The organism is Stenotrophomonas sp. STEN240 (assembly GCF_056756175.1).
On record NZ_JBRRBO010000002.1, the window covers coordinates 71274 to 91131 of the forward strand.

General features: G+C 64.6%; 19 protein-coding genes. 12 read left to right on the forward strand and 7 right to left on the reverse strand.

All coding sequences use genetic code 11. The features are described 5' to 3' along the window. Positions 1-4: 4 nt before the first annotated feature. Together ACVOKO_RS01470 and ACVOKO_RS01475 are read left to right on the forward strand one after the other, a co-directional pair. Positions 5-655 carry an energy transducer TonB gene (locus ACVOKO_RS01470; protein ID WP_346496585.1) on the forward strand — a complete coding sequence of 217 codons (651 nt, stop codon included), beginning with the start codon at positions 5-7 and terminating at the stop codon, positions 653-655. A gap of 102 nt (positions 656-757) precedes the next feature. Then, the gene (locus ACVOKO_RS01475) at positions 758-1264 is read left to right on the forward strand and encodes an energy transducer TonB (protein WP_346496587.1); all 507 of its coding nucleotides are present in this window, start codon (positions 758-760) and stop codon (positions 1262-1264) included. Here ACVOKO_RS01475 and aroA read toward each other — a convergent pair. The 4 genes from aroA to ACVOKO_RS01495 all read right to left on the reverse strand — a co-directional run bounded on the left by aroA (position 1248) and on the right by ACVOKO_RS01495 (position 6053). Further along, positions 1248-2561, reverse strand: a complete 1314-nt coding sequence (gene aroA, locus ACVOKO_RS01480; RefSeq protein WP_346496589.1) for a 3-phosphoshikimate 1-carboxyvinyltransferase — start codon at positions 2559-2561, stop codon at positions 1248-1250. The genes ACVOKO_RS01475 and aroA overlap by 17 nt on opposite strands. 175 nt (positions 2562-2736) lie before the next feature. Then, a complete protein-coding gene (pheA, locus tag ACVOKO_RS01485; protein ID WP_346496591.1) occupies positions 2737-3963 on the reverse strand; it encodes a prephenate dehydratase in 1227 nt (408 codons plus the stop codon). A 50-nt stretch (positions 3964-4013) separates the two neighbouring features. Continuing rightward, positions 4014-5099, reverse strand: a complete 1086-nt coding sequence (serC, locus tag ACVOKO_RS01490; protein WP_346496593.1) for a 3-phosphoserine/phosphohydroxythreonine transaminase — start codon at positions 5097-5099, stop codon at positions 4014-4016. A 141-nt stretch (positions 5100-5240) separates the two neighbouring features. Beyond that, positions 5241-6053, reverse strand: coding sequence for an FHA domain-containing protein (locus tag ACVOKO_RS01495; RefSeq protein WP_346496595.1), 813 nt, complete (start codon positions 6051-6053; stop codon positions 5241-5243). A 118-nt stretch (positions 6054-6171) separates the two neighbouring features. On the opposite strand from ACVOKO_RS01495, the gene ACVOKO_RS01500 reads away from it, so the two are divergent. From ACVOKO_RS01500 to ACVOKO_RS01515, 4 genes are all read left to right on the forward strand, one after another. Further along, positions 6172-6447 carry a polyhydroxyalkanoic acid system family protein gene (locus tag ACVOKO_RS01500; protein ID WP_346496597.1) on the forward strand — a complete coding sequence of 92 codons (276 nt, stop codon included), beginning with the start codon at positions 6172-6174 and terminating at the stop codon, positions 6445-6447. Between the two features lie 79 nt (positions 6448-6526). Then, complete coding sequence (locus ACVOKO_RS01505; RefSeq protein WP_346496599.1) at positions 6527-6991, forward strand: phasin family protein; 465 nt, start codon at positions 6527-6529, stop codon at positions 6989-6991. A 224-nt stretch (positions 6992-7215) separates the two neighbouring features. Next, complete coding sequence (locus ACVOKO_RS01510) at positions 7216-8034, forward strand: YggS family pyridoxal phosphate-dependent enzyme (RefSeq protein ID WP_346496601.1); 819 nt, start codon at positions 7216-7218, stop codon at positions 8032-8034. 96 nt (positions 8035-8130) lie between these two features. Further along, positions 8131-9129 carry a restriction endonuclease gene (locus tag ACVOKO_RS01515; RefSeq protein WP_346496603.1) on the forward strand — a complete coding sequence of 333 codons (999 nt, stop codon included), beginning with the start codon at positions 8131-8133 and terminating at the stop codon, positions 9127-9129. A 75-nt stretch (positions 9130-9204) separates the two neighbouring features. Here the strand turns inward: ACVOKO_RS01515 and hutC are convergent, their stop codons facing one another. After that, entirely contained in the window at positions 9205-9933 is a 729-nt protein-coding gene (gene hutC / locus ACVOKO_RS01520; RefSeq protein WP_346496605.1) for a histidine utilization repressor, read from the reverse strand. A gap of 40 nt (positions 9934-9973) precedes the next feature. Beyond that, the gene (locus ACVOKO_RS01525) at positions 9974-11338 is read right to left on the reverse strand and encodes a formimidoylglutamate deiminase (RefSeq protein ID WP_346496757.1); all 1365 of its coding nucleotides are present in this window, start codon (positions 11336-11338) and stop codon (positions 9974-9976) included. A gap of 66 nt (positions 11339-11404) precedes the next feature. Between ACVOKO_RS01525 and hutI the strand changes: the two genes are divergently transcribed. The 4 genes from hutI to hutU all read left to right on the forward strand — a co-directional run bounded on the left by hutI (position 11405) and on the right by hutU (position 17215). After that, positions 11405-12610 (forward strand): imidazolonepropionase, encoded by a 1206-nt coding sequence (gene hutI, locus ACVOKO_RS01530; protein WP_346496607.1) that lies wholly within the window; start codon positions 11405-11407, stop codon positions 12608-12610. 22 nt (positions 12611-12632) lie between these two features. Next, complete coding sequence (gene hutH, locus ACVOKO_RS01535; RefSeq protein ID WP_346496609.1) at positions 12633-14180, forward strand: histidine ammonia-lyase; 1548 nt, start codon at positions 12633-12635, stop codon at positions 14178-14180. 519 nt (positions 14181-14699) lie between these two features. Then, positions 14700-15551, forward strand: coding sequence for an N-formylglutamate deformylase (gene hutG / locus ACVOKO_RS01540; RefSeq protein WP_346496611.1), 852 nt, complete (start codon positions 14700-14702; stop codon positions 15549-15551). Continuing rightward, positions 15548-17215, forward strand: coding sequence for a urocanate hydratase (gene hutU / locus ACVOKO_RS01545; RefSeq protein WP_346496613.1), 1668 nt, complete (start codon positions 15548-15550; stop codon positions 17213-17215). The genes hutG and hutU overlap by 4 nt, the downstream gene beginning before the upstream one ends. Before the next feature lie 93 nt (positions 17216-17308). Here the strand turns inward: hutU and ACVOKO_RS01550 are convergent, their stop codons facing one another. Beyond that, a complete protein-coding gene (locus tag ACVOKO_RS01550; RefSeq protein WP_346496615.1) occupies positions 17309-17728 on the reverse strand; it encodes a DoxX family protein in 420 nt (139 codons plus the stop codon). Positions 17729-17754: 26 nt separating this feature from the next. On the opposite strand from ACVOKO_RS01550, the gene ACVOKO_RS01555 reads away from it, so the two are divergent. Both ACVOKO_RS01555 and tssA read left to right on the forward strand, forming a co-directional pair. Continuing rightward, on the forward strand, positions 17755-18096 hold the full coding sequence (locus ACVOKO_RS01555) for a hypothetical protein (protein WP_346496617.1): 342 nt from the start codon (positions 17755-17757) through the stop codon (positions 18094-18096). Positions 18097-18770: 674 nt separating this feature from the next. Beyond that, the gene (tssA, locus tag ACVOKO_RS01560) at positions 18771-19835 is read left to right on the forward strand and encodes a type VI secretion system protein TssA (RefSeq protein WP_346496618.1); all 1065 of its coding nucleotides are present in this window, start codon (positions 18771-18773) and stop codon (positions 19833-19835) included. Positions 19836-19858: the final 23 nt, after the last annotated feature.

The following is a 19858-nucleotide window of genomic DNA, read 5'->3' on the forward strand; positions in this document are numbered from 1 at the left end:
GGCCATGTCCGCTCCCAGCTCCCGCTCCGACCAGAACTTCACTTTCCACCTGCCCCGCAGCAGCCTGAAGATCGCCGGCATCGCCTTTGGCGTCGGGGTATTGCTGTTTCTGGTGGTGTGGCTCAACGCCCGCCGCAACAACGAATTCTATCGAGCCGATCCGGCACAGCCGCAGGCCGAGACCGCCACATTGACGCCGTTGCCGGCTCCGCTGCCTGCCGGCTCCAGTGCCAGCGAGATGCCCGACGCCCGTCCCGAGGCCGTGGAACAGGCACCGGAGCTGGTGGAAACCGCTCCTGCCCAGCCGCCGCAACCCATCGCCGAAGCCGCGCCCGCCGAACCTGCACCGGCCCCCGCACCTGCCGCCGTCGCGCCCAGCGATCAGCCGGTTCCGTTGCCCGGCCAGAGCCCTGCCCCTGACTACCCGGCCGCTGCCCTGCGCCGTGGCGAAAGTGGCACCGTGGTGGTCCGCGTGGACGTTGATGCCAATGGTGTGCCGCTGGATGTCCGGTTGGTCCAACGCAGCGGTTCGCGCGACCTGGATCGCGCTGCCCAGGAGGCCGTGCGCAATTGGCGCTTCCAGCCGGCCCAGAGCAATGGCCAGCCGATGCAGGGCAGCCTTGAGATCCCCTTCGATTTCAAACCCGCTCAGTAAGCTGAACCCCGGCTCCCCAAGGACGCCGGGTTCTGCCTAAAGTCACTCGCCGTTTGGGAGTGCGGGACCAGACTTGCCGCGTAGACGTTACGCAGAGCAGCCATGTCGATGTCCAGCATCCCGCAACACTCCACCTCCCATCAGCCCGTATCAGCCACCGCCCACCAGGCGCAAGGCGTCACGGCTGCGTGGCTGTGGGTTCTGCTGGCGGTGGGCGTATTGACCTTGTTTGGCTGGCTGGGCTACCGCGCCCTGCAAGGCCCCGCAGCGAGTGGCCCGGTGTCGATCACCACCGCAGATACCACCTCGGTGGTCAGCGTTGCCGGCAACAATGATGCCGAGCCCCTGCCCAACAACCCCATGCCCAGCTATCCGGCCGCCGCGCTTGATGCCGGCGTCGAGGGCGATGTGATCGTGCGCCTGCAGATAGACAGCAATGGCCAAGTGAGCCACGCAGCGGTGATCGGCCACGATGGCGGCGTTGATCCCGCCCTGGATCGGGCCGCGATCCAAGCGCTGCAGCAATGGCGCTTCCAGCCCGCGATGCGGGATGGTCGCGCCATCAACAGCGTGGTGCAGGTGCCGGTGGAATTCAGAAGCGGACGCTGAGCCCGAAGCCGGCGCCACTGGCCAGGCTGTCAAAGCCCGGGAACGACGTAGCCACATTGGCCACATCATTGATGCGCACCTCGCCGGTGCTGAGCTGACCGGCAATGGCAAAGGCCATCGAGATGCGATGGTCGCCATGGCTTTCAATCGTGCCGCTGCCCAGCGGGCCGCCGTGAATGGTGGCGCCATCTTCGGTTTCGTCCACGCGCAGACCCAGGGTCCGCAGGCCGGTGGCCATTGCTCCCAGGCGGTCAGATTCCTTCACCCGCAGTTCGGCGGCCCCGCGCACTACGGTCTGGCCCTGTGCCGCCGCAGCGGCAACGAACAGCGCCGGGAACTCATCGATCATGTCGGGCACCAGGTCTTCCGGAATTTCCACACCCTTGAGCTGGGCATGACGCACGATCAGATCGGCAACCTGTTCGCCACCATGTTCGGCGTGGTTTTCCTCGCGGATGTCCGCGCCCATCAGCCGCAGTGCGGCAAGCAGGCCAGTACGGCGCGGGTTCAAGCCGACCGAACGAAGGCGCACTTCCGAGCCCGGAATGACGCTGGCGGCGACGATGAAGAATGCAGAAGACGAGAAATCCGCCGGCACTGCGATATCGGTCGCACGCAGACGCTGGCCGCCACGCAGGCGCGCCTTGCCAGGTTCGAAATCGATTTCCACGCCAAACGCGCGCAACATGCGCTCGGTGTAATCACGGGTGGGATGCGGCTCGACCACCGAGGTTTCCCCCTGCGCATACAGGCCGGCCAGCAACACCGCCGACTTCACCTGCGCACTGGCCACCGGCAAGGCGTAATCGATACCGTGCAGCGACTGGCCGCCATGGATATACAGCGGCGGCGTACCGTCTTCCTGGGTGTCGATACGGGCGCCCATCTGCGCCAGCGGCTCGGTAACCCGGCGCATCGGCCGCTTGGACAGCGATTCGTCGCCAACCAGGGTGGTGTCGAACGGCTGCGCCGCCAACAGGCCGGCGAGCAAACGCATGCCGGTGCCGGCGTTGCCGCAGTCCAACTCGCCCTGCGGGGCTTTCAGGCCATCCACGCCCACGCCATGCACGATGCGCTGCGACGGCGACGGCGTTTCAAAACGCACGCCCATCTGCTCGAAGATCGCGGCGGTGGCGCGGGTGTCCTCGCCCTCAAGGAAACCCTCGATATGGGATACGCCATCGGCCAGCGCCGCAAACATCACCGAGCGGTGCGATACCGATTTGTCGCCAGGTATGGCGAGCGTGCCGTGCAGGGCGGAACCTTTGTGTGCAATCCAGTAGGGCTGGGAGGTCATGCGGTCTCTCTAATGTTCGGTGCGCCGAGGCGCGTCAACAAACCCTTCTCCCCCCGGGAGAAGGTGCCCGAAGGGCGGATGAGGGTGCGGGAATACGCAGCTACAGCCACTTGAAACCTGCCGGTAGTCAGCCCTCACCCCAAGCCCTCTCCCGCAGGGAGAGGGACTTTCAAGCTCAGGGCACGGCAACCGGATAGGAGCCGAGCACTTTGATCTGCGCCGAGTGCGACTTCAACTCTGCCAACGCGGCCTGCATCGATTCGTCTTCGATATGGCCGGCCAGGTCGATGAAGAAGCCGTATTCCCACTTGGCCTGGTGCGAAGGACGCGACTCGATGCGGTTCATGCTGATGCCATGCCGCGCGAACGGGCTGAGCACGTCGAACAGCGCGCCGGGCTTGTCGTGGATGAAGACCAGCACCGAGGTGCGGTCATGGCCCGACGACGGGAACAACTGGCGGCCGATCACCAGGAAGCGCGTGGTGTTGTCCGCATCATTCTGGATCGGCTTGGTCACCACCTTCTTCAAGCCATAAACGTGCCCTGCACTCTCGCCGCCAATCGCAGCCGCGTCTTCCGCATTGCGGGCACGACGGGCGCCTTCGGAGTTGCTGGAAACCGGTACTTTCTCGGTCTTTGGCAGATTGGCACGCAGCCATGCCGAGGTCTGCATGAAGGCCTGCGGGTGGGCGTAGATGCGCTCGATATCCTCAATGCGGCCGGTGCGCGACAGCAGGTACTGCTGCACGCGCAGCTCGACTTCACCGCAGATCTTGAGATTGGAAGTCAGGAACATGTCCAGGGTGATCTGGATCGTGCCCTGCCCGGAATTCTCCACCGGCACCACGCCGAAATCGGCGTTGCCGTTTTCCACTTCCTGGAAAATCTCTTCGATGTTGGCCAGCGGCAAGCCCAACGCTGAACGGCCAAAGTGCTTGTGCGCGGCCTGCTGGGTGAACGAGCCTTCCGGGCCGAGGTAGCCGATCTTCAACGGCTCCTGCTGGGCCAAGCAGGCCGACATGATTTCGCGGTACACATGCACCAGCACTTCGTCGCTGAGCGGGCCTTCGTTGCGGTCCACCACCATGCGCAGCACCTGCGCTTCGCGCTCGGGGCGGTAGTAGTCAACGGCGGCCGCCAGCTTGCCCTTGGCCTTGCCAACCTGATGGGCAAAGTTGGCCCGCTCGGCAATCAAGGCCTGGATGCTGCGGTCGATCTGGTCGATCTTAGCGCGCACGTCCGACAGCACCGGCTTGGCGACGGTCAACGTTTCGGCAGCGGCCTTCTTGCTGACGGCGGTTTTCTTGGCTGCAACCTTCTTGGCCGGCGCCTTGTTGGCGGCAGGTTTGGCTGCGGTGGCCGGCTTGGCCTTGCTGGCGGTCTTGCTTGGCTTGGTCGCCATGGAATCGTCTACCTGTTACAGGCCGGCGCAGTGCGCACGGCGGGATTGGATCAACCGTTGCGCTGCTGGAAATCACGCATGAATGCTGCCAGCGCCTGCGCACCTTCCAGCGGCATGGCGTTGTACAGCGAGGCACGGATGCCGCCGACGGCCTTGTGGCCCTTCAGCGCCAGCAAGCCGGCTGCCTTGGACTCACTGACAAAACGTGCGTTGAGCTCTTCGCTTGGCAGGAAGAACGGGATGTTCATGCGCGAACGCACGGCCGCAGCCACCTCGTTGCGATAGAAGCCCCCGGAACCGTCAATGGCGTCATAGACCGCCGACGACTTGGCAAGGCTGAGCTTGGCAAAGGCTTCCACGCCGCCCTGGGCCAGCATCCACTTGAACATCAAGCCGGCCAGATACCAGTTCCAGGTCGGCGGCGTGTTCAACATCGAATCGCGCTCGACATGCGAGCGGTAATCAAAGATGTCCGCGCGCGGCTGCCCGGCACGTGCCAGCAGGTCGCGGCGGATGATGACCACGGCGATGCCGACCGGGCCCAGATTCTTCTGCGCACCGGCATAGATCACGCCATAACGCGACACATCAATCGGCTCGGAAGCAATCGACGAACTGAAATCGGCGATCAACGGAACCTCGCCCACATCCGGCACGTCGCGGAATTCGACACCGTGGATGGTCTCGTTGGCGGTGATGTGCACATAAGCCGCGTCGTCCGACAGCTGCCATTGCGTGCGCGGCGGAATATCGCGGAACCCGCTGGCCTCGCCGGTGGCGGCGATGTTCACATCCACGTAGGGCTTGGCCTGCTTGATCGCGGTCTTGCCCCAGTGGCCACTGACCACATAGTCAGCGCGCTGCCCGGGGTTGGCGAAATTCAACGGCAGCAGCGCCTGCTGGGTGGTGGCACCGCCACCGAGGAACAGCACCGCATAGTCATCCGGAATACCGATCAGTGCCCGCAGATCGGCTTCGGCCTGGGCCGCCACGGCCATGAAATCGGCACTGCGATGACTGATCTCGACAATGGACGCGCCTACGCCATTCCATTCCAACATCTCCGCCTGCGCCTGACGCAGGACCGATTCCGGCAATGTCGCAGGGCCGGCACTGAAATTGAATGCGCGAGTCATGTCACACCTGTTGAGCAGAACCCCTAGTATGCCGCAGCGCAACAGCCTTGGGCCACCTGGGAAAAGTTGCATCTGCACCCATTGTGGGCGGCGGTTTCAGCGCCGGCAGGCATGCGCTGCCTGTACCGCCGCAACGCTTGCTCAGCGTGCCCCGAACAGCAGCAGCGCGCTGATCGCCGCACCCAGCAGCAAGGCGCTGAGCAGCAACCAGGGCCAACGTCGCTGGCGTTTGGGCTTGACCGGCACCGCCGTTGACGGCTTGACCCGCTCCGGCACGTCGTCGTCTTCCGGCAGAAACGCCGCCGGTGCGGCCACCGGACCCAACGGCACCTCCAGCACGAACCGGTGGTTGCCTTCAAACACCACCTGATCACCGGCCTGCAACCAGCAGTGGCGGGTACTCACGCCATTGACCTGGCTACCCTCGGCCGAGCCCAGGTCGCGCAGCAATACCTTGTCGCCATGCCGCTCGAAGCGGGCATGACGCGGGGCGAAGGCCGGGTCGTCGATGAGAATATCGCTGGCCGGATCGCTGCCGATGCTGCGCGGCTTGTCCAGAGTGAAGCTGCGGCCGTGGTGGCGCCCACCTACCCCGCGCAGCAGCACCCGCAGGTCGTCGCCGCCCTCGCTGGGAACTTCCGGCGGATGCGGCACCTGCTCGCATTCGCCACGCAGCAGCATTTCCGCACCGTCGGCATAGACCGCATCGCCGGCGCGCAGCAGCGCCATGCGGCGCACCGGACGACCGTTGACATGGATGCCACGGCCGCCATTGGCGACCTGTAGCCAAACCCCGCGCTGGTCGGTGCAGAACTGCGCCAGCAGCAAGGGCCCAACACTGCCATCGCCCAGCCGGACCTGCCCGGACGCATGCCGGACAATGCGCTGCACGCCCGGCATCAATGACTGATCGGGCTGCTGACGGTTGCTGAAATGGACTTGCAGAGTGCGCACCGCAGCAGACTATCAGGTCGTCCCGTCATGCAGAAGCTGTTCGTGAGGCTTGGACTACGCCGCGCAGGTCCGCACAATGGCACGACTTTCCTACTTACAGCAGTCCAGGCCACACCCCATGTCGACCATTGATATCCAGCACGCTCATTCCCTGTCCGACGACAAGGCCCGCACCGCCATCGCCGAGGTCGCCGAAAAACTGCAGGAGCGCTTTGACGTGGTCACGCGCTGGGAAGGCGCGATACTGCATTTCAACCGCTCCGGCGTGGATGGCGCCATCGAGCTGCTGCCCGGTGCAGTACGCGTCAAGGCTGAGCTGGGCTTCCTGTTGTCGGCCATGAAGGGCATGGTGGAGTCGGAAATTCAACGCGTGCTGACTGACAAACTCGGCTGAGCCCGGACCGTCACACAACCCAAGCCCGTGTGCCGTTACGGTGTAGATGGACTCTTCAACCCCGCATAGGAGCATCGTCATGACCACATATGAGCAACGCCCCGACGACGAGGACGACACCGCAGGCATCCCCGGCCAGGCCGAACGCCTGGGCAAGAAGATGACCGAGTCGGCCCAGCAGGTCTGGCTGGCCGGCCTGGGCGCGCTGTCGCGTGCACAGGCCGAAGGCAGCAAGCTGTTCGACACACTGGTCAAGGAAGGCCAGACCATGGAAGCCCGCTCGCGCGAGCAATCCAGCAAGGGCGAAAGCCTGCGCGATACCGTGGAAAGCACCTTGGGCCAGGCCCGCGACCGCGCCGCCGGCACCTGGGACCGGGTCGAAAAATCGTTTGAAGACCGGGTTCACAGCGTGCTGAGGCGCCTGGATGTGCCCTCCCGTTCCGATATCGAAGCCCTCAACGACCGCCTGGACGCCCTCAATCGCCGCCTCACCCGCGCCGAAAGCCGTGCCACACACAGCGAGCAGCAAGCTGAAGATCAGTAATGTTGCAAAGCAGCATTAGTTGCGTGAGAATCTCCCTACCCGCCAGCAGTACCGCGCCGTAAGTCTCCCTCCCCTCACGGCACCGGATGGCGGGTTTTTCATGCCTGCGATTTGCCCGGGCAACTGAATCCACGGGTTTCACACCTGCCGGCAAGCGATAATCCGATATTCAGTATCGCCGCCCCGGCAAGCTCGGGCGGCAGCCGCTAGCGCTGGAGGCAAGCATGCAAACCCCTCTCCCGGACGCCGATCCGGGCACCCAGACCCGTCACGCCCTGCACGGCCAATACCCGCGCGCCGAGACCGTCGACGACTTCCGCCACAACCTGGCCGTGGTCCGCGAGCGCATCACTGCCGCCTGCCGGCGCGTCGGCCGCGACCCCGCCGGCGTGCGCCTGCTGCCGGTGAGCAAAACCATCGACGAGGCACATATCCGTCTGGCCTATCAGGCCGGTTGCCGGTTGCTGGGCGAGAACAAGGTGCAGGAAGCCCACCATAAGTGGCAGGCCATGCAGGACCTGGGCGACCTGCAGTGGTCGGTCATAGGCCACCTTCAGACCAACAAGGCCAAACTGGTGGCGCGCTTCGCCAGCGAATTCCAGGCACTGGACAGCCTGCGCCTGGCGCAGACGCTGGAGCGCCGCCTGCAGTCCGAAGGCCGCTCGCTGGATGTGTTCGTGCAGGTCAACACCTCCAATGAAGCCAGCAAGTACGGCCTGGCCCCCGATGAGGTTGCCGGCTTCCTGCAGGCGCTGCCGCGCTCTGGCGCGCTGCGGGTGCGCGGCCTGATGACCCTGGCGCTGTTTTCGGCCCAGCCCGAGCAGGTACGGGCCTGCTTTGTCCGCCTGCGCGAACTGCGCGATCAGCTGCGCCAGCAGGCACCGGCCGACATCAGCCTGGACGAACTGTCGATGGGCATGTCGGGGGATTTCGAAATCGCCATCGAGGAAGGCGCAAGCGTGGTCCGCGTGGGCCAGGCCATCTTCGGCGCGCGCACGGTGCCGGACAGTCATTACTGGCCGAGCAATGAACGAGCGGATTAATTCGCCCGAAGCGCTCAAAAAAGGCGACCCCATCCGGTCTTACAGTCATCAGTGAAGATAGACTGAGGCCCTTCCATAAGCTTCCCAGGTATGTCGATGTTCTCGTGGATTCTGGCCCTGGTACTTGCATTGCTCTTGTGGGGCCTGGCTTCGGTGTACCTGTGGTTGGTCGCCCGTCGCAGCACCGAACGCCAGCACGGCCTGGCCGCGCTGGCCGGCATGCGCTGGCGGGAGTTTTCGCGGATCGTGCATCAGGCCATGGCCGAGCAGCGCGGCCTGCACCCGCTGACCGATGAAGAAGACAACGACCGCGGCACCAGCAGCGATTTCCTGTTGCAGCGTGATGGCCAGCGTTGGCTGGTGTCCTGCAAGCACGGGCGTGCGTATCGCTTCGATGCTGGCGCCATCCACGAACTGGCATCGGCAATCAGCCTTACCGGCGCGGTCGGCGGGCTGCTGATCACCGAGGGTCACGTCGAGCGCGATGGCCTGGCCGAGGCCGAGAAACATTCCATCGAAGTCATCGATGCACGCCAGCTTTGGCAGTTGCTCAAGCCATATATGCCGGCCGATGTACGCGACACGGTCACCGGCATCGCGCGTCGTGAGGCGGTCCGCCACACCGGTATTGCCGGGCTGGCGGCGGTCACCTTCGGCCTGCTGGTTGGCATGGGCTACATGACCCTGCGCAGCGACGCGCCGGCAGTCGAACCCATCGTAGCGGCACCAGTCGAGCGCCCCGCCGACGCCCCGGCAAGCGCGCAACCGCAAGCAGCCGCCGAAGCCGGCAAAGACGCCGCGCCAGTGGCAGCGGCCAATCATTCCGATCTGATCCAGGACCCGGACCCGGCCACCTTGTTGCGTTACCAGCAATCCGTGTCCAAAGCACTGGCCAGCACCGCTGGCGTGGTCAGCGGCATCTGGCTGACCCGCTCCACCCTGTCGGTGGAACGCAGTGGCGAGGATGCGCAGGTATGGCCCTTGATCTGCAAGCAACTCGAACGTTACCCGGCCCTGCGCACCACCCGCGTGCAGCTCAATCCCCGCCCCGGTGTTGACGAGCCGGTGCGCTGGCGCCAGTGCAGCACAATTTGAAGCCGGCTTCGGCTTGGCTGCGCCGTAGGCGTGGCCAAGCACCCGGCTCAGCAGATCCGTTTCAACAACTAACTGTCAGCGAGAGCCTGGCGCGAAGCGCGCGATCAGGTCGTAGGCGTCACCCAGGAACATCTGCCGCACCCAGGTGATGGGCAGTTCACCGCGCCAGGTCTGGCGGTCGATCACCAGGCAGGCGGTACCCACCGGCACTTTCAGCAATAAGGCTTCATCGGCGTCGGCGGCGACGGCGCTGATGCGGTGCTGGCCGCGTGTCCATGACACGTTCTGCAGCAACCAGCTGCCGGGCGCATGGATGGAGAAATCCACCTTCAAGGTTTCCGGCACCGCCTCGGGATTGATCAGCCGGCGCTCCAGCGCCAAGGGCCTGCCGTCGGCAAGATGCAGGCAGCGTATCGCCAGCAGTTTGCCCTCGCCTACCAGCTGCGTTTCTTCGACGACAGTTTCCCGGGCCTTGCGGTGCGCGCGCTCCAGCAACTGAAACCCGTACTCGTGGCCGCGATCGGTAACCGCAACTTCGATATCCGGGATTTCCAGTGCCACCTGTTCCAGATGCGGCGGCTGCCGCGCCACGAACGAACCAGCACGGCGGCGGCGCTCGATCATGCCGCTCTCAGCCAGCGCGGTAAGCACCTTGTTGACCGTCATACGGGAGCAGCCGTACTGCTCCATCAGCTCGTGTTCGAACGGGATACGGAAGCCAGGCTCCCATTCGCCACTGAGGATGCGGCTTTCTATCTCACTGCGGATGCGGTGATTGAGGGTGGGAGCTTTTTTGCCCTTCACTCGGGTTTCCTGAAAGAGACGGCGCGCGCCGATGCGAACCTTACGCCAGTATCCGCGCCAATGCGGCACGGTAACGCGTGGTGATCGCATCGCGGTTCACGTGACGGCCGTCGCGGACCAGCGCCCGTCCGTTACGCCAGACGCTGCGCAGGGCGCCATTACGTGCGGCGAACAGCCAGCTGTCAAGCAGGGCATCGCCGGTGCGGCCCAGCAAGGCCGGGTGCTCACGGTCCAGCTCCAGCAGATCGGCGCAGGCGCCGACGGCCAATCCCGCCGGCGTGCCCAGCGCCTGCGCGCCACCTTCGGCGGCCTGCTGGAACAACCAGCGGCCGCTGGACAACTCGCCCGGCGACAACACATTGCGCCCGCGCAGTTGCAGGCGCTGGCCGTACTCGAGCAAGCGCAGTTCCTCGGCCGCATCGATCAATACATTGGAATCGGAACCGACCCCGAAACGGCCGCCCGCGCGCACGAAATCGCGCATCGGGAACAGCCCATCGCCCAGGTTGGCCTCGGTGATCGGGCACAAACCCACAACCGCGCCGCTATCGGCTATCTGCTCCACTTCGCCGTGCGTGAGATGGGTGGCATGCACCAGGCACCAGCGCTGATCGACGCTGGCATTGGCATACAGCCATTCCACCGGACGCTGCCCGCTCCATACCAGGCAAGCGTCCACTTCGCGGGTCTGCTCGGCGATATGGATATGGATCGGCCCCGGGGCCATCGCCACCAACGCCTGCAATTGCTGCGGGGTACAGGCACGCAGACTGTGCGGGGCCAAGCCCAGCACGGCATCGGCCGTGCCTGCCAGCGCCCGCGTGCAACCCTCCAGCAGCGCGGCAAAGCCGTCGATATCGTGCAGAAAGCGGCGCTGTGCAGGCGTGGCTGCGGCGCCGCCGAAATCGCTGTGCGCGTAAAACACCGGTAGCAAGGTCAGGCCCAACCCGGTTTCGTCAGCGGCTGCCGCAACCCGCACGGCCATCTCGGCATGATCGACGTAACGGCGGCCATCTTCGGCGTGATGCAGGTAATGGAACTCGCCGACACGGGTGAAACCGCTTTCCAGCATTTCCATATAGGCCAGCGCGGCGATGGCCTGGAACGTGTCCGGATCCAGACGGTCCAGGAACCGGTACATCAGCTCACGCCAACTCCAGAAGCTGTCGCCCGAACGCCCGCCTACTTCGGTAAGCCCGGCCATCGCGCGCTGGAAGGCGTGACTGTGCAGGTTACCCAGCCCCGGCACGACCACGTCCAAACGCTGCGCCTGGCCGTCCCAGGCTTCCCCAACCGCCACCGCGGTGATGCGGCCGGCGACGCTGTCAATGCGCACATCTTGCGCCCAGCCCTGCGGCAGCAAGGCCTGGGCGGCGTGGAAACGGACAGATGCGGTCGGCTTGATCGTTGTCACTGGACACTCTCCGATGGTCGCCGCTATTGTATATACAAATAAGCACGGAGAGGGGCAATGCGCTGCGATACGCTCTGGCACAACGCCAACCTGATGACCCTGGATGACGCCTCGGGCGGACTGGGAACGATTGTGGATGGCGTCATCGCCGCCCGCGACGGCTGCATCCTGCATGCCGGGCCGGCAGCAGCTGCACCCGCATTTGAAGCCGATACCCGCATCGACTGCAATGGCCGCTGGATCAGCCCCGGCCTGATCGACTGCCATACGCACCTGGTGTACGCCGGCAATCGCGCGGGCGAATTCGAGCAGCGCCTGCAAGGCGTGAGCTACGCGCAGATCGCCAAGGCCGGCGGCGGCATCGTCGCCACCGTCAGTGCCACCCGCCAGGCCGACGATGCCGCGCTTATCCGCGCAAGCTTGCCGCGGCTTGATGCAATGCTGGCCGAGGGCGTCACAACCATCGAAATCAAATCCGGCTACGGCCTGACCTTGGCCGATGAACGCAAACAGCTGCGCGTGGCACGCGAGCTGGGCGTGCTGCGCAAGGTCGAGGTTGTGCCCACTTTCCTCGGTGCGCATGCAGTACCGCCGGGCCACGAAGCGCAGGCCTACATCAATGAAGTCTGCGCGGTGATGATGCCGGCGATCGCGGCAGAAGGGCTGGCCGAAGCAGTCGACATCTTCTGCGAGAACATCGCCTTTTCCCCGGCGCAGGCGCAGCAGGTTTTCGAGGCCGCCAAACAGCACGGGCTGGCCATCAAGATCCACGCCGAGCAGCTGTCCAACCAGCACGGTGCGGAACTGGCAGCAAAGCATGGCGCGCTGTCCGCCGATCATATCGAGCACCTGGACCAAGCCGGCATCGACGCCATGCGCGCGTCGGGCACCGTCGCCGTGCTGCTACCCGGCGCCTATTACTTCACCCGCGAGACCGTATTGCCGCCTATCCAGGCCTTGCGCGACGCCGGCGTGCCGATGGCCCTGGCGACAGACAGCAACCCCGGCACCTCGCCACTGACCAGCCCGCTGCTGGCAATGAACATGGGCGCCACCTTGTTCCGCATGACGGTAAGCGAGTGCATCGCCGGCTTCACCCGCGAAGCGGCGCGCGCGCTGGGCCGCGCCGAGCGCCTGGGCAAGCTGGCCGCCGGCATGGACTGCGACCTTGCCATCTGGGACATCGACGCCCCGGCCGATCTGGTTTACCGCATCGGCTTCAACCCCCTGCATGCCCGCGTATGGCGCGGGCAGACCCTCTGAACAACGCACTGCTGGAGCACGCATGAGCACTACCCTGACCCTCCTCCCCGGCCACGTACCGTTGGCGCAATGGCGGCAGATCTATCGCGGCGCCGATGTGCACCTGGATGAATCCGCACAGGCCGCCGTTCTGCGCAGCGCCCAGGTGGTGGACGCCATTGTCGCCAAGGGCGAGCCGGTTTACGGCATCAATACCGGCTTCGGCAAACTGGCCAGCGTTCGCATCGAGCGCGAGGACCTGCAGACCCTGCAGCGCAATATCGTGCTGTCGCACGCCGCCGGCGTTGGTGAGCCGATGCCGGCCAACGTGGTGCGGCTGATGATGGCGCTGAAACTGACCAGCCTGGCGCAGGGCGCATCGGGCATTCGCCCGCAGACCCTGGCCCTGCTGGAGGCCATGCTGCAGAAGGACGTTGTGCCGGTGGTGCCGTGCCAGGGTTCGGTTGGCGCTTCCGGCGACCTGGCACCGCTGTCGCATCTGGCCAGCGTGATGATCGGCGTAGGTGAAGCCTTTGTCGGCGGCGCGCGTATGTCGGCCGAAGCGGCGTTCAAGCAGGCCGCGTTGCAGCCGCTGGTATTGGGCGCGAAGGAAGGCCTGGCCCTGCTCAACGGCACCCAGTATTCCACCGCCTATGCCTTGGCCGGCCTGTTCGAGATTGAAGTGGTGTTCCAGGCCGCGCTGGTAACCGGTGCGCTGTCGGTGGAGGCTGCCAAGGGCTCGGATACGCCGTTCGACCCGCGCATCCACAGCATTCGCGGTCAACGCGGGCAGATCGCCACCGCCGCCGTCCTGCGCGAGCTGATGCAGGGCTCGGCAATCCGCGAATCGCATCGCGACAACGACGTACGCGTGCAGGACCCCTATTGCCTGCGCTGCCAGCCACAGGTGATGGGTGCGGCGCTGGACATCATGCGCCAGGCCGCGAGCACGCTGGAAATCGAAGCCAATGGTGTCTCCGACAACCCGCTGGTGTTCACCGATACCGGCGAAGCATTGAGCGGCGGTAACTTCCATGCCGAGCCGGTGGCATTTGCAGCGGACATGCTGGCGATGGCGATCTGCGAGATCGGCTCGATCAGCGAACGCCGCACGGCGATGCTGGTGGACCCGGCATTGTCTGGCCTGCCTGCCTTCCTGACCCCCAAGCCGGGCTTGAACTCGGGCTTCATGATTCCGCAGGTCACCGCTGCGGCGCTGGTCTCCGAGAACAAGCAGCGCGCCTATCCGGCGAGCGTGGATTCGATCCCGACCTCGGCCAATCAGGAAGACCATGTATCAATGGCCGCGCATGGCGCACGTCGTTTGATCGCAATGGCCGAGAACGCAGCCAATGTGATTGGTATCGAACTGCTTGCTGCGGGCCAGGGCTGTGATTTCCATGCACCGCTGCGTTCGAGTTCGGCGCTGGAACAGGTGCGCTCCACGCTACGTGCGCAAGTACCGACGCTACAGGACGACCGTTACTTCCATCCGGACATGGTTGCTGCGACTGCATTGGTGCGTGCTGGTGCATTGACGGCTGGTTTGGGCGTGCAGCTGCCGGGCGTAGAAGCAAGCGCCAAGGCCTGACGGAAGCATATGCAGCGCTGCAATGTGTCAGACCACGCACACCCGACAGCAAGTCGCGGACCTGTCCCTTCTCCCGCCTGCGGGAGAGGAGACAGCTCGCAGCGCTGCAATCTGTCAGACCACGCGCACCCGACAGCAAGTCGCGGACCTCTCCCTTCTCCCGCCTGCGGGAGAAGGTGGCGCGAAGCGACGGATGAGGGGAGCTTTTCAGCTTCATCGCGAAGAGCGCCCTCACCTACCCTTCGGGCATCCTCTCCCGCCTGCGGGAGAGGAGACAGCTCGCAGTACCGCAATGTGTCAGACCCCGCACACCCGACAGCAAGTCGCGGACCTCTCCCTTCTCCCGCCTGCGGGAGAAGGTGGCGCGCAGCGACGGACGAGGGGAGCTTTTCAGCTTCATCGCGAAGAGCGCCCTCACCCGCCCTTCGGGCATCCTCTCCCGCATGCGGGAGAGGAGACAGCTCGCAGCGCTGCAATCTGTGAGAACAGGAAAAACCCCGCCCTGCCCCAGGAGTCCCCATGACGAACACCCATGACTGGCTGCAGATCCACCGCGGCCAAGCCCCTTTGATCGTCAGTTTCCCCCATACCGGGACCGAACTGCCGGCCTCGCACGTCGACCATTTCGTCTCGCCGTGGTTGGCGCGCCGCGACGCCGATTGGTGGGTGCACGAGCTCTACGCCTTCGCCAAGGCGCTGGGCGCCACCACCGTGCGCACGGCGATCTCGCGCTCGCTGATCGACGTCAACCGCGACCCTTCCGGCGCCACGCTCTACCCCGGCCAGAACACCACCGGCCTGTGCCCGGTGACGACCTTCGACAACCAGCCGCTCTATCGTGCCGGCCATGAACCCGATGACGCTGAGATCCAGTACCGGCGCCAGACCTGGTTCGATCCCTATCACGCTGCGCTGAGCAACGAAATCCAACGCCTGCGCGCACAGCACGAAACCGTGGTGGTCTACGACGCGCATTCGATCCGTTCCTTGATCCCGCACCTGTTCGACGGTGAATTGCCGCAGTTCAATATCGGCAGCGCCGGCCCCAGTGGTGCGCCTGATACATCCTGCGACAACGCACTCACCGACGTGGTCGAGAACCTGTGCGCGATGAGCGGCATGAGCCATGTCCGCAACGGCCGCTTCAAGGGCGGCTGGATCACCCGCCACTACAGCAACACCGCCAATGGCGTGCACACGCTGCAGATGGAACTGGGCTGCCGGGGCTATATGCACGAACCCGCGCCGGCGGACGTGGACGAGCACAGCTGGCCCACGCCATACGACCCCGAACACGCTGCACCCGTCCGCAACACCTTGCAACAAGTGCTTGGCGCCTGTCTGGAATTTGCTACCCGGAGAAATGCATGACCCGTCACGACCCCACCCGCAATCCGCGTGCACCGCGCGGCAATACGCTCAACTGCAAATCCTGGCAGACCGAAGCGCCGTTCCGCATGCTGCAGAACAACCTTGATGCCGAGGTCGCCGAAGACCCGACTTCGTTGGTCGTCTACGGCGGCATCGGCCGTGCCGCGCGCGACTGGGAAAGCTACGACAAGATTCTGGAAACGCTCAAGCGCTTGGACGACAACCAGACGTTGCTGGTGCAATCGGGCAAGCCGGTCGGCGTGTTCCCCACCCATCCGGATGCACCGCGCGTGCTGATCGCCAACTCCAACCTGGTGCCGCACTGGGCCAATTGGGAGCACTTCAACGATCTCGATAAGAAGGGCTTGATGATGTACGGGCAGATGACCGCCGGCAGCTGGATCTATATCGGCAGCCAGGGCATCGTCCAGGGCACCTACGAAACCTTCGTCGAGATGGGCCGCCAGCACTACGGTGGCAGCCTGACCGGCAAATGGATCCTCACTGCTGGTCTGGGCGGCATGGGCGGCGCACAGCCGCTGGCCGCGTCACTGGCCGGCGCCAGCAGCCTGACCATCGAATGCCGCCAGAGCAGCATCGACTTCCGCCTGCGCACACGCTATGTCGACGAGCAGGCCAGCGACATCGACGACGCGCTTGCACGTATCGCCAAATACACCGCCAGCGGTGAAGCCAAGTCGATTGCCCTGCTCGGCAACGCCGCCGAGATTTTGCCTGAGCTGGTGCGCCGCGGCGTGCGGCCGGACTGCGTCACCGATCAGACCAGCGCCCACGATCCAGTGCATGGCTATCTGCCGATCGGCTGGAGCGTGGAGCAGTGGCTGGCCGAGCAACAGGCCAGCCCGGAAAAGGTCCGCGATGCCGCCAAGGCGGCCATGCGCGTGCACGTGGAGGCCATGCTTGCCTTCCACGCTGCCGGCATTCCGACCGTGGACTACGGCAACAACATCCGCCAGATGGCCTTCGACGAGGGCCTGAAAAACGCCTTTGATTTCCCCGGCTTCGTGCCCGCCTATGTCCGCCCGCTGTTCTGCCGTGGCATCGGCCCGTTCCGCTGGGTAGCGCTGAGCGGCGACCCGGAAGACATCTACAAGACCGACGCCAAGGTCAAGGAAATCATCGCCGATGATCCCAACCTGCACCGCTGGTTGGACATGGCGCGCGAACGCATCGCCTTCCAGGGCCTGCCGGCGCGCATCTGCTGGGTCGGCCTGGGCCTGCGCCACAAGCTGGGCCTGGCCTTCAACGAAATGGTTCGCAATGGCGAGCTGAGTGCACCGGTGGTGATCGGCCGCGACCATCTGGACAGCGGCAGTGTGGCCTCGCCAAACCGCGAGACCGAGTCCATGAAGGACGGCTCTGATGCGGTCTCCGATTGGCCGCTGCTCAACGCCATGCTCAATGTCGCCGGCGGCGCCACCTGGGTGAGCCTGCACCATGGCGGCGGCGTGGGCATGGGCTATTCGCAGCACTCCGGCGTGGTCATCGTCTGCGACGGCAGCGAAGCGGCAGACCAGCGGATCGCACGCGTACTGTGGAACGATCCGGGCACCGGGGTGATGCGCCACGCCGATGCCGGTTACGATATCGCCATCGATTGCGCCAAGGAGAAAAAACTGGATCTCCCCGGCATTATTGGCTGATTGGAACAGCGGCAATTGCAGACACAACGGGCAGGCCTCGCGCCTGCCCGTTCTGCGTTCTGCACTAGCGCAAAGGCTTGCGGGCAAGCACGTTCATGACCGGCTGCTGGTGAGCGCATAGCGGCCACCGCCGGTGACAACCAGCAACAGCAGGCCGCTGATGATGGACAGGTTTTTCAGGAACTGCAGCAGGTTCATTGCTCTGTCGGCACCTTGCATTGTCCAGAACGGATGGCCCATGCAACTGGCACACAACACGAACACCGCAAGCAACAAGGCCAAAGGCCGCACCCACAGGCCCAGAATCAGGGCGATGCCCACGCCAAGCTCCATGGCCACTGATATCGCCGCCGCCAGCTGCGGTACGGGGGCATGCAGGGAGCCCAGATACCCCACGGTTGCCTGAAAATCGGTCAGCTTGCCAAACCCCGAGTACAGGAACATCACCATCATCACCACGCGTACGAACAGAATCATTCCGTCGCGGTTTCGTTCCACCAGCTCATCCAACATGCCATTGCTCCCGATCGCTGCACTGCATGGCGGCCGAACCGGTCGCCGTCCTTGAATACGCCCCTGCGCGCACTCTCTACTCTGCCCGTCAGCTCCACCAGAACACGCTGCTGCCGAAGGCAAACTTCAACCATTGGCCTTACGCGCCTTGTTTGCGACTCTTTTATTGCAGCAACATGCTGCAAGCACATCTGCACGGGACCGTTGCACCTGCGCTTCTGCACAGAAACATGATTACGCCATCGCAGCTGGCCATGCCTGAATTGGCTGCCCGCACACGTACAAGTCGGCAAAACTGCAAACCTCAGCGCCGTCTCGAAGAACAACCGTTCTGCGGTTTGTTGCAGGCCATCACGCACAAGCGATAGACAGTGTTCGAAGGCTGCACGAACGCCGCAACAATTCACCACAGCTGGCGCAGCTGTGCCTGCAAAACCAGGTGTACGACCCGGCCAGACAAATGTCTGCAGGATCGATGCATCGGTCTTGCCGATGCGCAGAATTGTCATTCATCGGGAACTTGCACAGGAAGGACACAGCGCTGGCATTGAAGACGGAGTTCTCTCCAATGCGGCCTGCAACGCTTGCGCAAAGGCAGCAACAGACAGATTGTTTGCGCCCGTAAAACCCATGCATTGGAGAGCAGGATCCCAGGTTCACTGCCACGCGCGCACGGCAGTTGTGCAGCGCATGGCGTCTACCTTTACCTGCACGTCTAAACGATCCCAGCAATGAACGCCTGTAGTTGCCGGGATGCCGCCGGAACTGGTTGCTGTGCTGGCAGCCACCGCCCGCAACGGACGCGGGCTCCGCTCCAAACGATGCCGCCCATATCGCAGAGACACAAGAAACGTCCTAATCCTGCGAATGGAACGTTGCCGTCGCGGCCAGCAATCGCATGGCTCCATGCACCCCACGCCCCAGCTGAACCGGGCTGGGCCTCGCGTACTGGCATATCGAATTTCCAGCCTGTAACCGGCCTCCACATTCTTCCAGCCATACCCGCGTTAGAATCGGCCCGTAACCCACAATGAGATTTGCCATGCTGGATCAGGATGCCCTGCTGGCCCCGATTGCCGGACACGCGCCGACAGGTGAAGACCTGTCGTTCTCGTCCGAGTTTGATCGGATCATCGAAAACCGTCGTGCCGACGACCCGACCCTGGATCAGGGCGCGTGGCAAACCGACATCAAATATGCCGATTGGGGCAGCGTGCTGCGCGACTGCAACCAGCTGCTGCAGACCCGCACCAAGGACCTGCGCCTGGCCGGCTGGTTGTGCGAGGCGGCGACGCAGCAGGAAGGCTTTCCCGGGCTGGCTGCCGGCTTCCGGGTGACCGCAGGCCTATGCGAGCGCTATTGGGACGATGTGCATCCTTTGGCGCCCGATGGCGACTACGAGGAACGGATCGGCAATCTGAGCTGGCTGCTGACCAATACCTCGCAGTGGCTGCGTGCAATACCGCTCACTTCCGCCCCGCAAGGTCGTTTCAGTCTGGCCGACTTCGAGCACGCGCACGCGGGCAGCAGTGACCATGCCGACGGCCGCCCCAGCCTGGAGCTGCTGGAGGCCGCACGCCGCAGCACCTCGCATGATGCTTACCGCCAGCTGGTGACCGCCCTGCCCGACTGCAGCCTGGCGCTGGACGAACTGCAGGCTGCGGTAGACAGCCGCCTCGGCATGGATGGCCCCAGTTTCAGCTCGGTGCGCGAGCAGCTCGATCACCTGCAGCGCACCGTCCGTCGCTTCGCGCGCGAGGCGGGCATGCTGCTGGATGGCGAAGTAGGCGATGTCGCGGATGAGCAGAGCGATACGTTCCCAGCGCCCGCCGCCGGTGCAGCCGAACCAGCACTCAGCAACGCCGTACCGCGCGGCCCCGCCGGCGCTCCGGGCAGCCGCAAGGAAGCACTGGCACAACTGCGCCAGGTTGCAGAATTCTTCCGGCGCACCGAGCCGCACAGCCCGGTTGCCTATCTGGCCGAGAAGGCCGCCAGCTGGGGCGAAATGCCGCTGCATGTCTGGCTCAAGCGCGTGATCAAGGACCACACCACGCTGGAGCAGATGGAAGAAATGCTGGATGTGAAACAGGACAACGACGGGCTTTGAGCCCGTCGTTTTTCACGCGTCGA

Bases quoted from the DNA above. Each gene is read 5' to 3' on its own strand.
- ACVOKO_RS01470 (WP_346496585.1), top strand. From the start codon at position 5: ATGTCCGCTCCCAGCTCCCGCTCCGACCAGAACTTCACTTTCCACCTG.
- ACVOKO_RS01475 (WP_346496587.1), top strand. From the start codon at position 758: ATGTCGATGTCCAGCATCCCGCAACACTCCACCTCCCATCAGCCCGTA.
- aroA (WP_346496589.1), bottom strand. From the start codon at position 2,561: ATGACCTCCCAGCCCTACTGGATTGCACACAAAGGTTCCGCCCTGCAC.
- pheA (WP_346496591.1), bottom strand. From the start codon at position 3,963: ATGGCGACCAAGCCAAGCAAGACCGCCAGCAAGGCCAAGCCGGCCACC.
- serC (WP_346496593.1), bottom strand. From the start codon at position 5,099: ATGACTCGCGCATTCAATTTCAGTGCCGGCCCTGCGACATTGCCGGAA.
- ACVOKO_RS01500 (WP_346496597.1), top strand. From the start codon at position 6,172: ATGTCGACCATTGATATCCAGCACGCTCATTCCCTGTCCGACGACAAG.
- ACVOKO_RS01505 (WP_346496599.1), top strand. From the start codon at position 6,527: ATGACCACATATGAGCAACGCCCCGACGACGAGGACGACACCGCAGGC.
- ACVOKO_RS01510 (WP_346496601.1), top strand. From the start codon at position 7,216: ATGCAAACCCCTCTCCCGGACGCCGATCCGGGCACCCAGACCCGTCAC.
- ACVOKO_RS01515 (WP_346496603.1), top strand. From the start codon at position 8,131: ATGTTCTCGTGGATTCTGGCCCTGGTACTTGCATTGCTCTTGTGGGGC.
- hutI (WP_346496607.1), top strand. From the start codon at position 11,405: ATGCGCTGCGATACGCTCTGGCACAACGCCAACCTGATGACCCTGGAT.
- hutH (WP_346496609.1), top strand. From the start codon at position 12,633: ATGAGCACTACCCTGACCCTCCTCCCCGGCCACGTACCGTTGGCGCAA.
- hutG (WP_346496611.1), top strand. From the start codon at position 14,700: ATGACGAACACCCATGACTGGCTGCAGATCCACCGCGGCCAAGCCCCT.
- hutU (WP_346496613.1), top strand. From the start codon at position 15,548: ATGACCCGTCACGACCCCACCCGCAATCCGCGTGCACCGCGCGGCAAT.
- ACVOKO_RS01550 (WP_346496615.1), bottom strand. From the start codon at position 17,728: ATGTTGGATGAGCTGGTGGAACGAAACCGCGACGGAATGATTCTGTTC.
- ACVOKO_RS01555 (WP_346496617.1), top strand. From the start codon at position 17,755: ATGGCGGCCGAACCGGTCGCCGTCCTTGAATACGCCCCTGCGCGCACT.
- tssA (WP_346496618.1), top strand. From the start codon at position 18,771: ATGCTGGATCAGGATGCCCTGCTGGCCCCGATTGCCGGACACGCGCCG.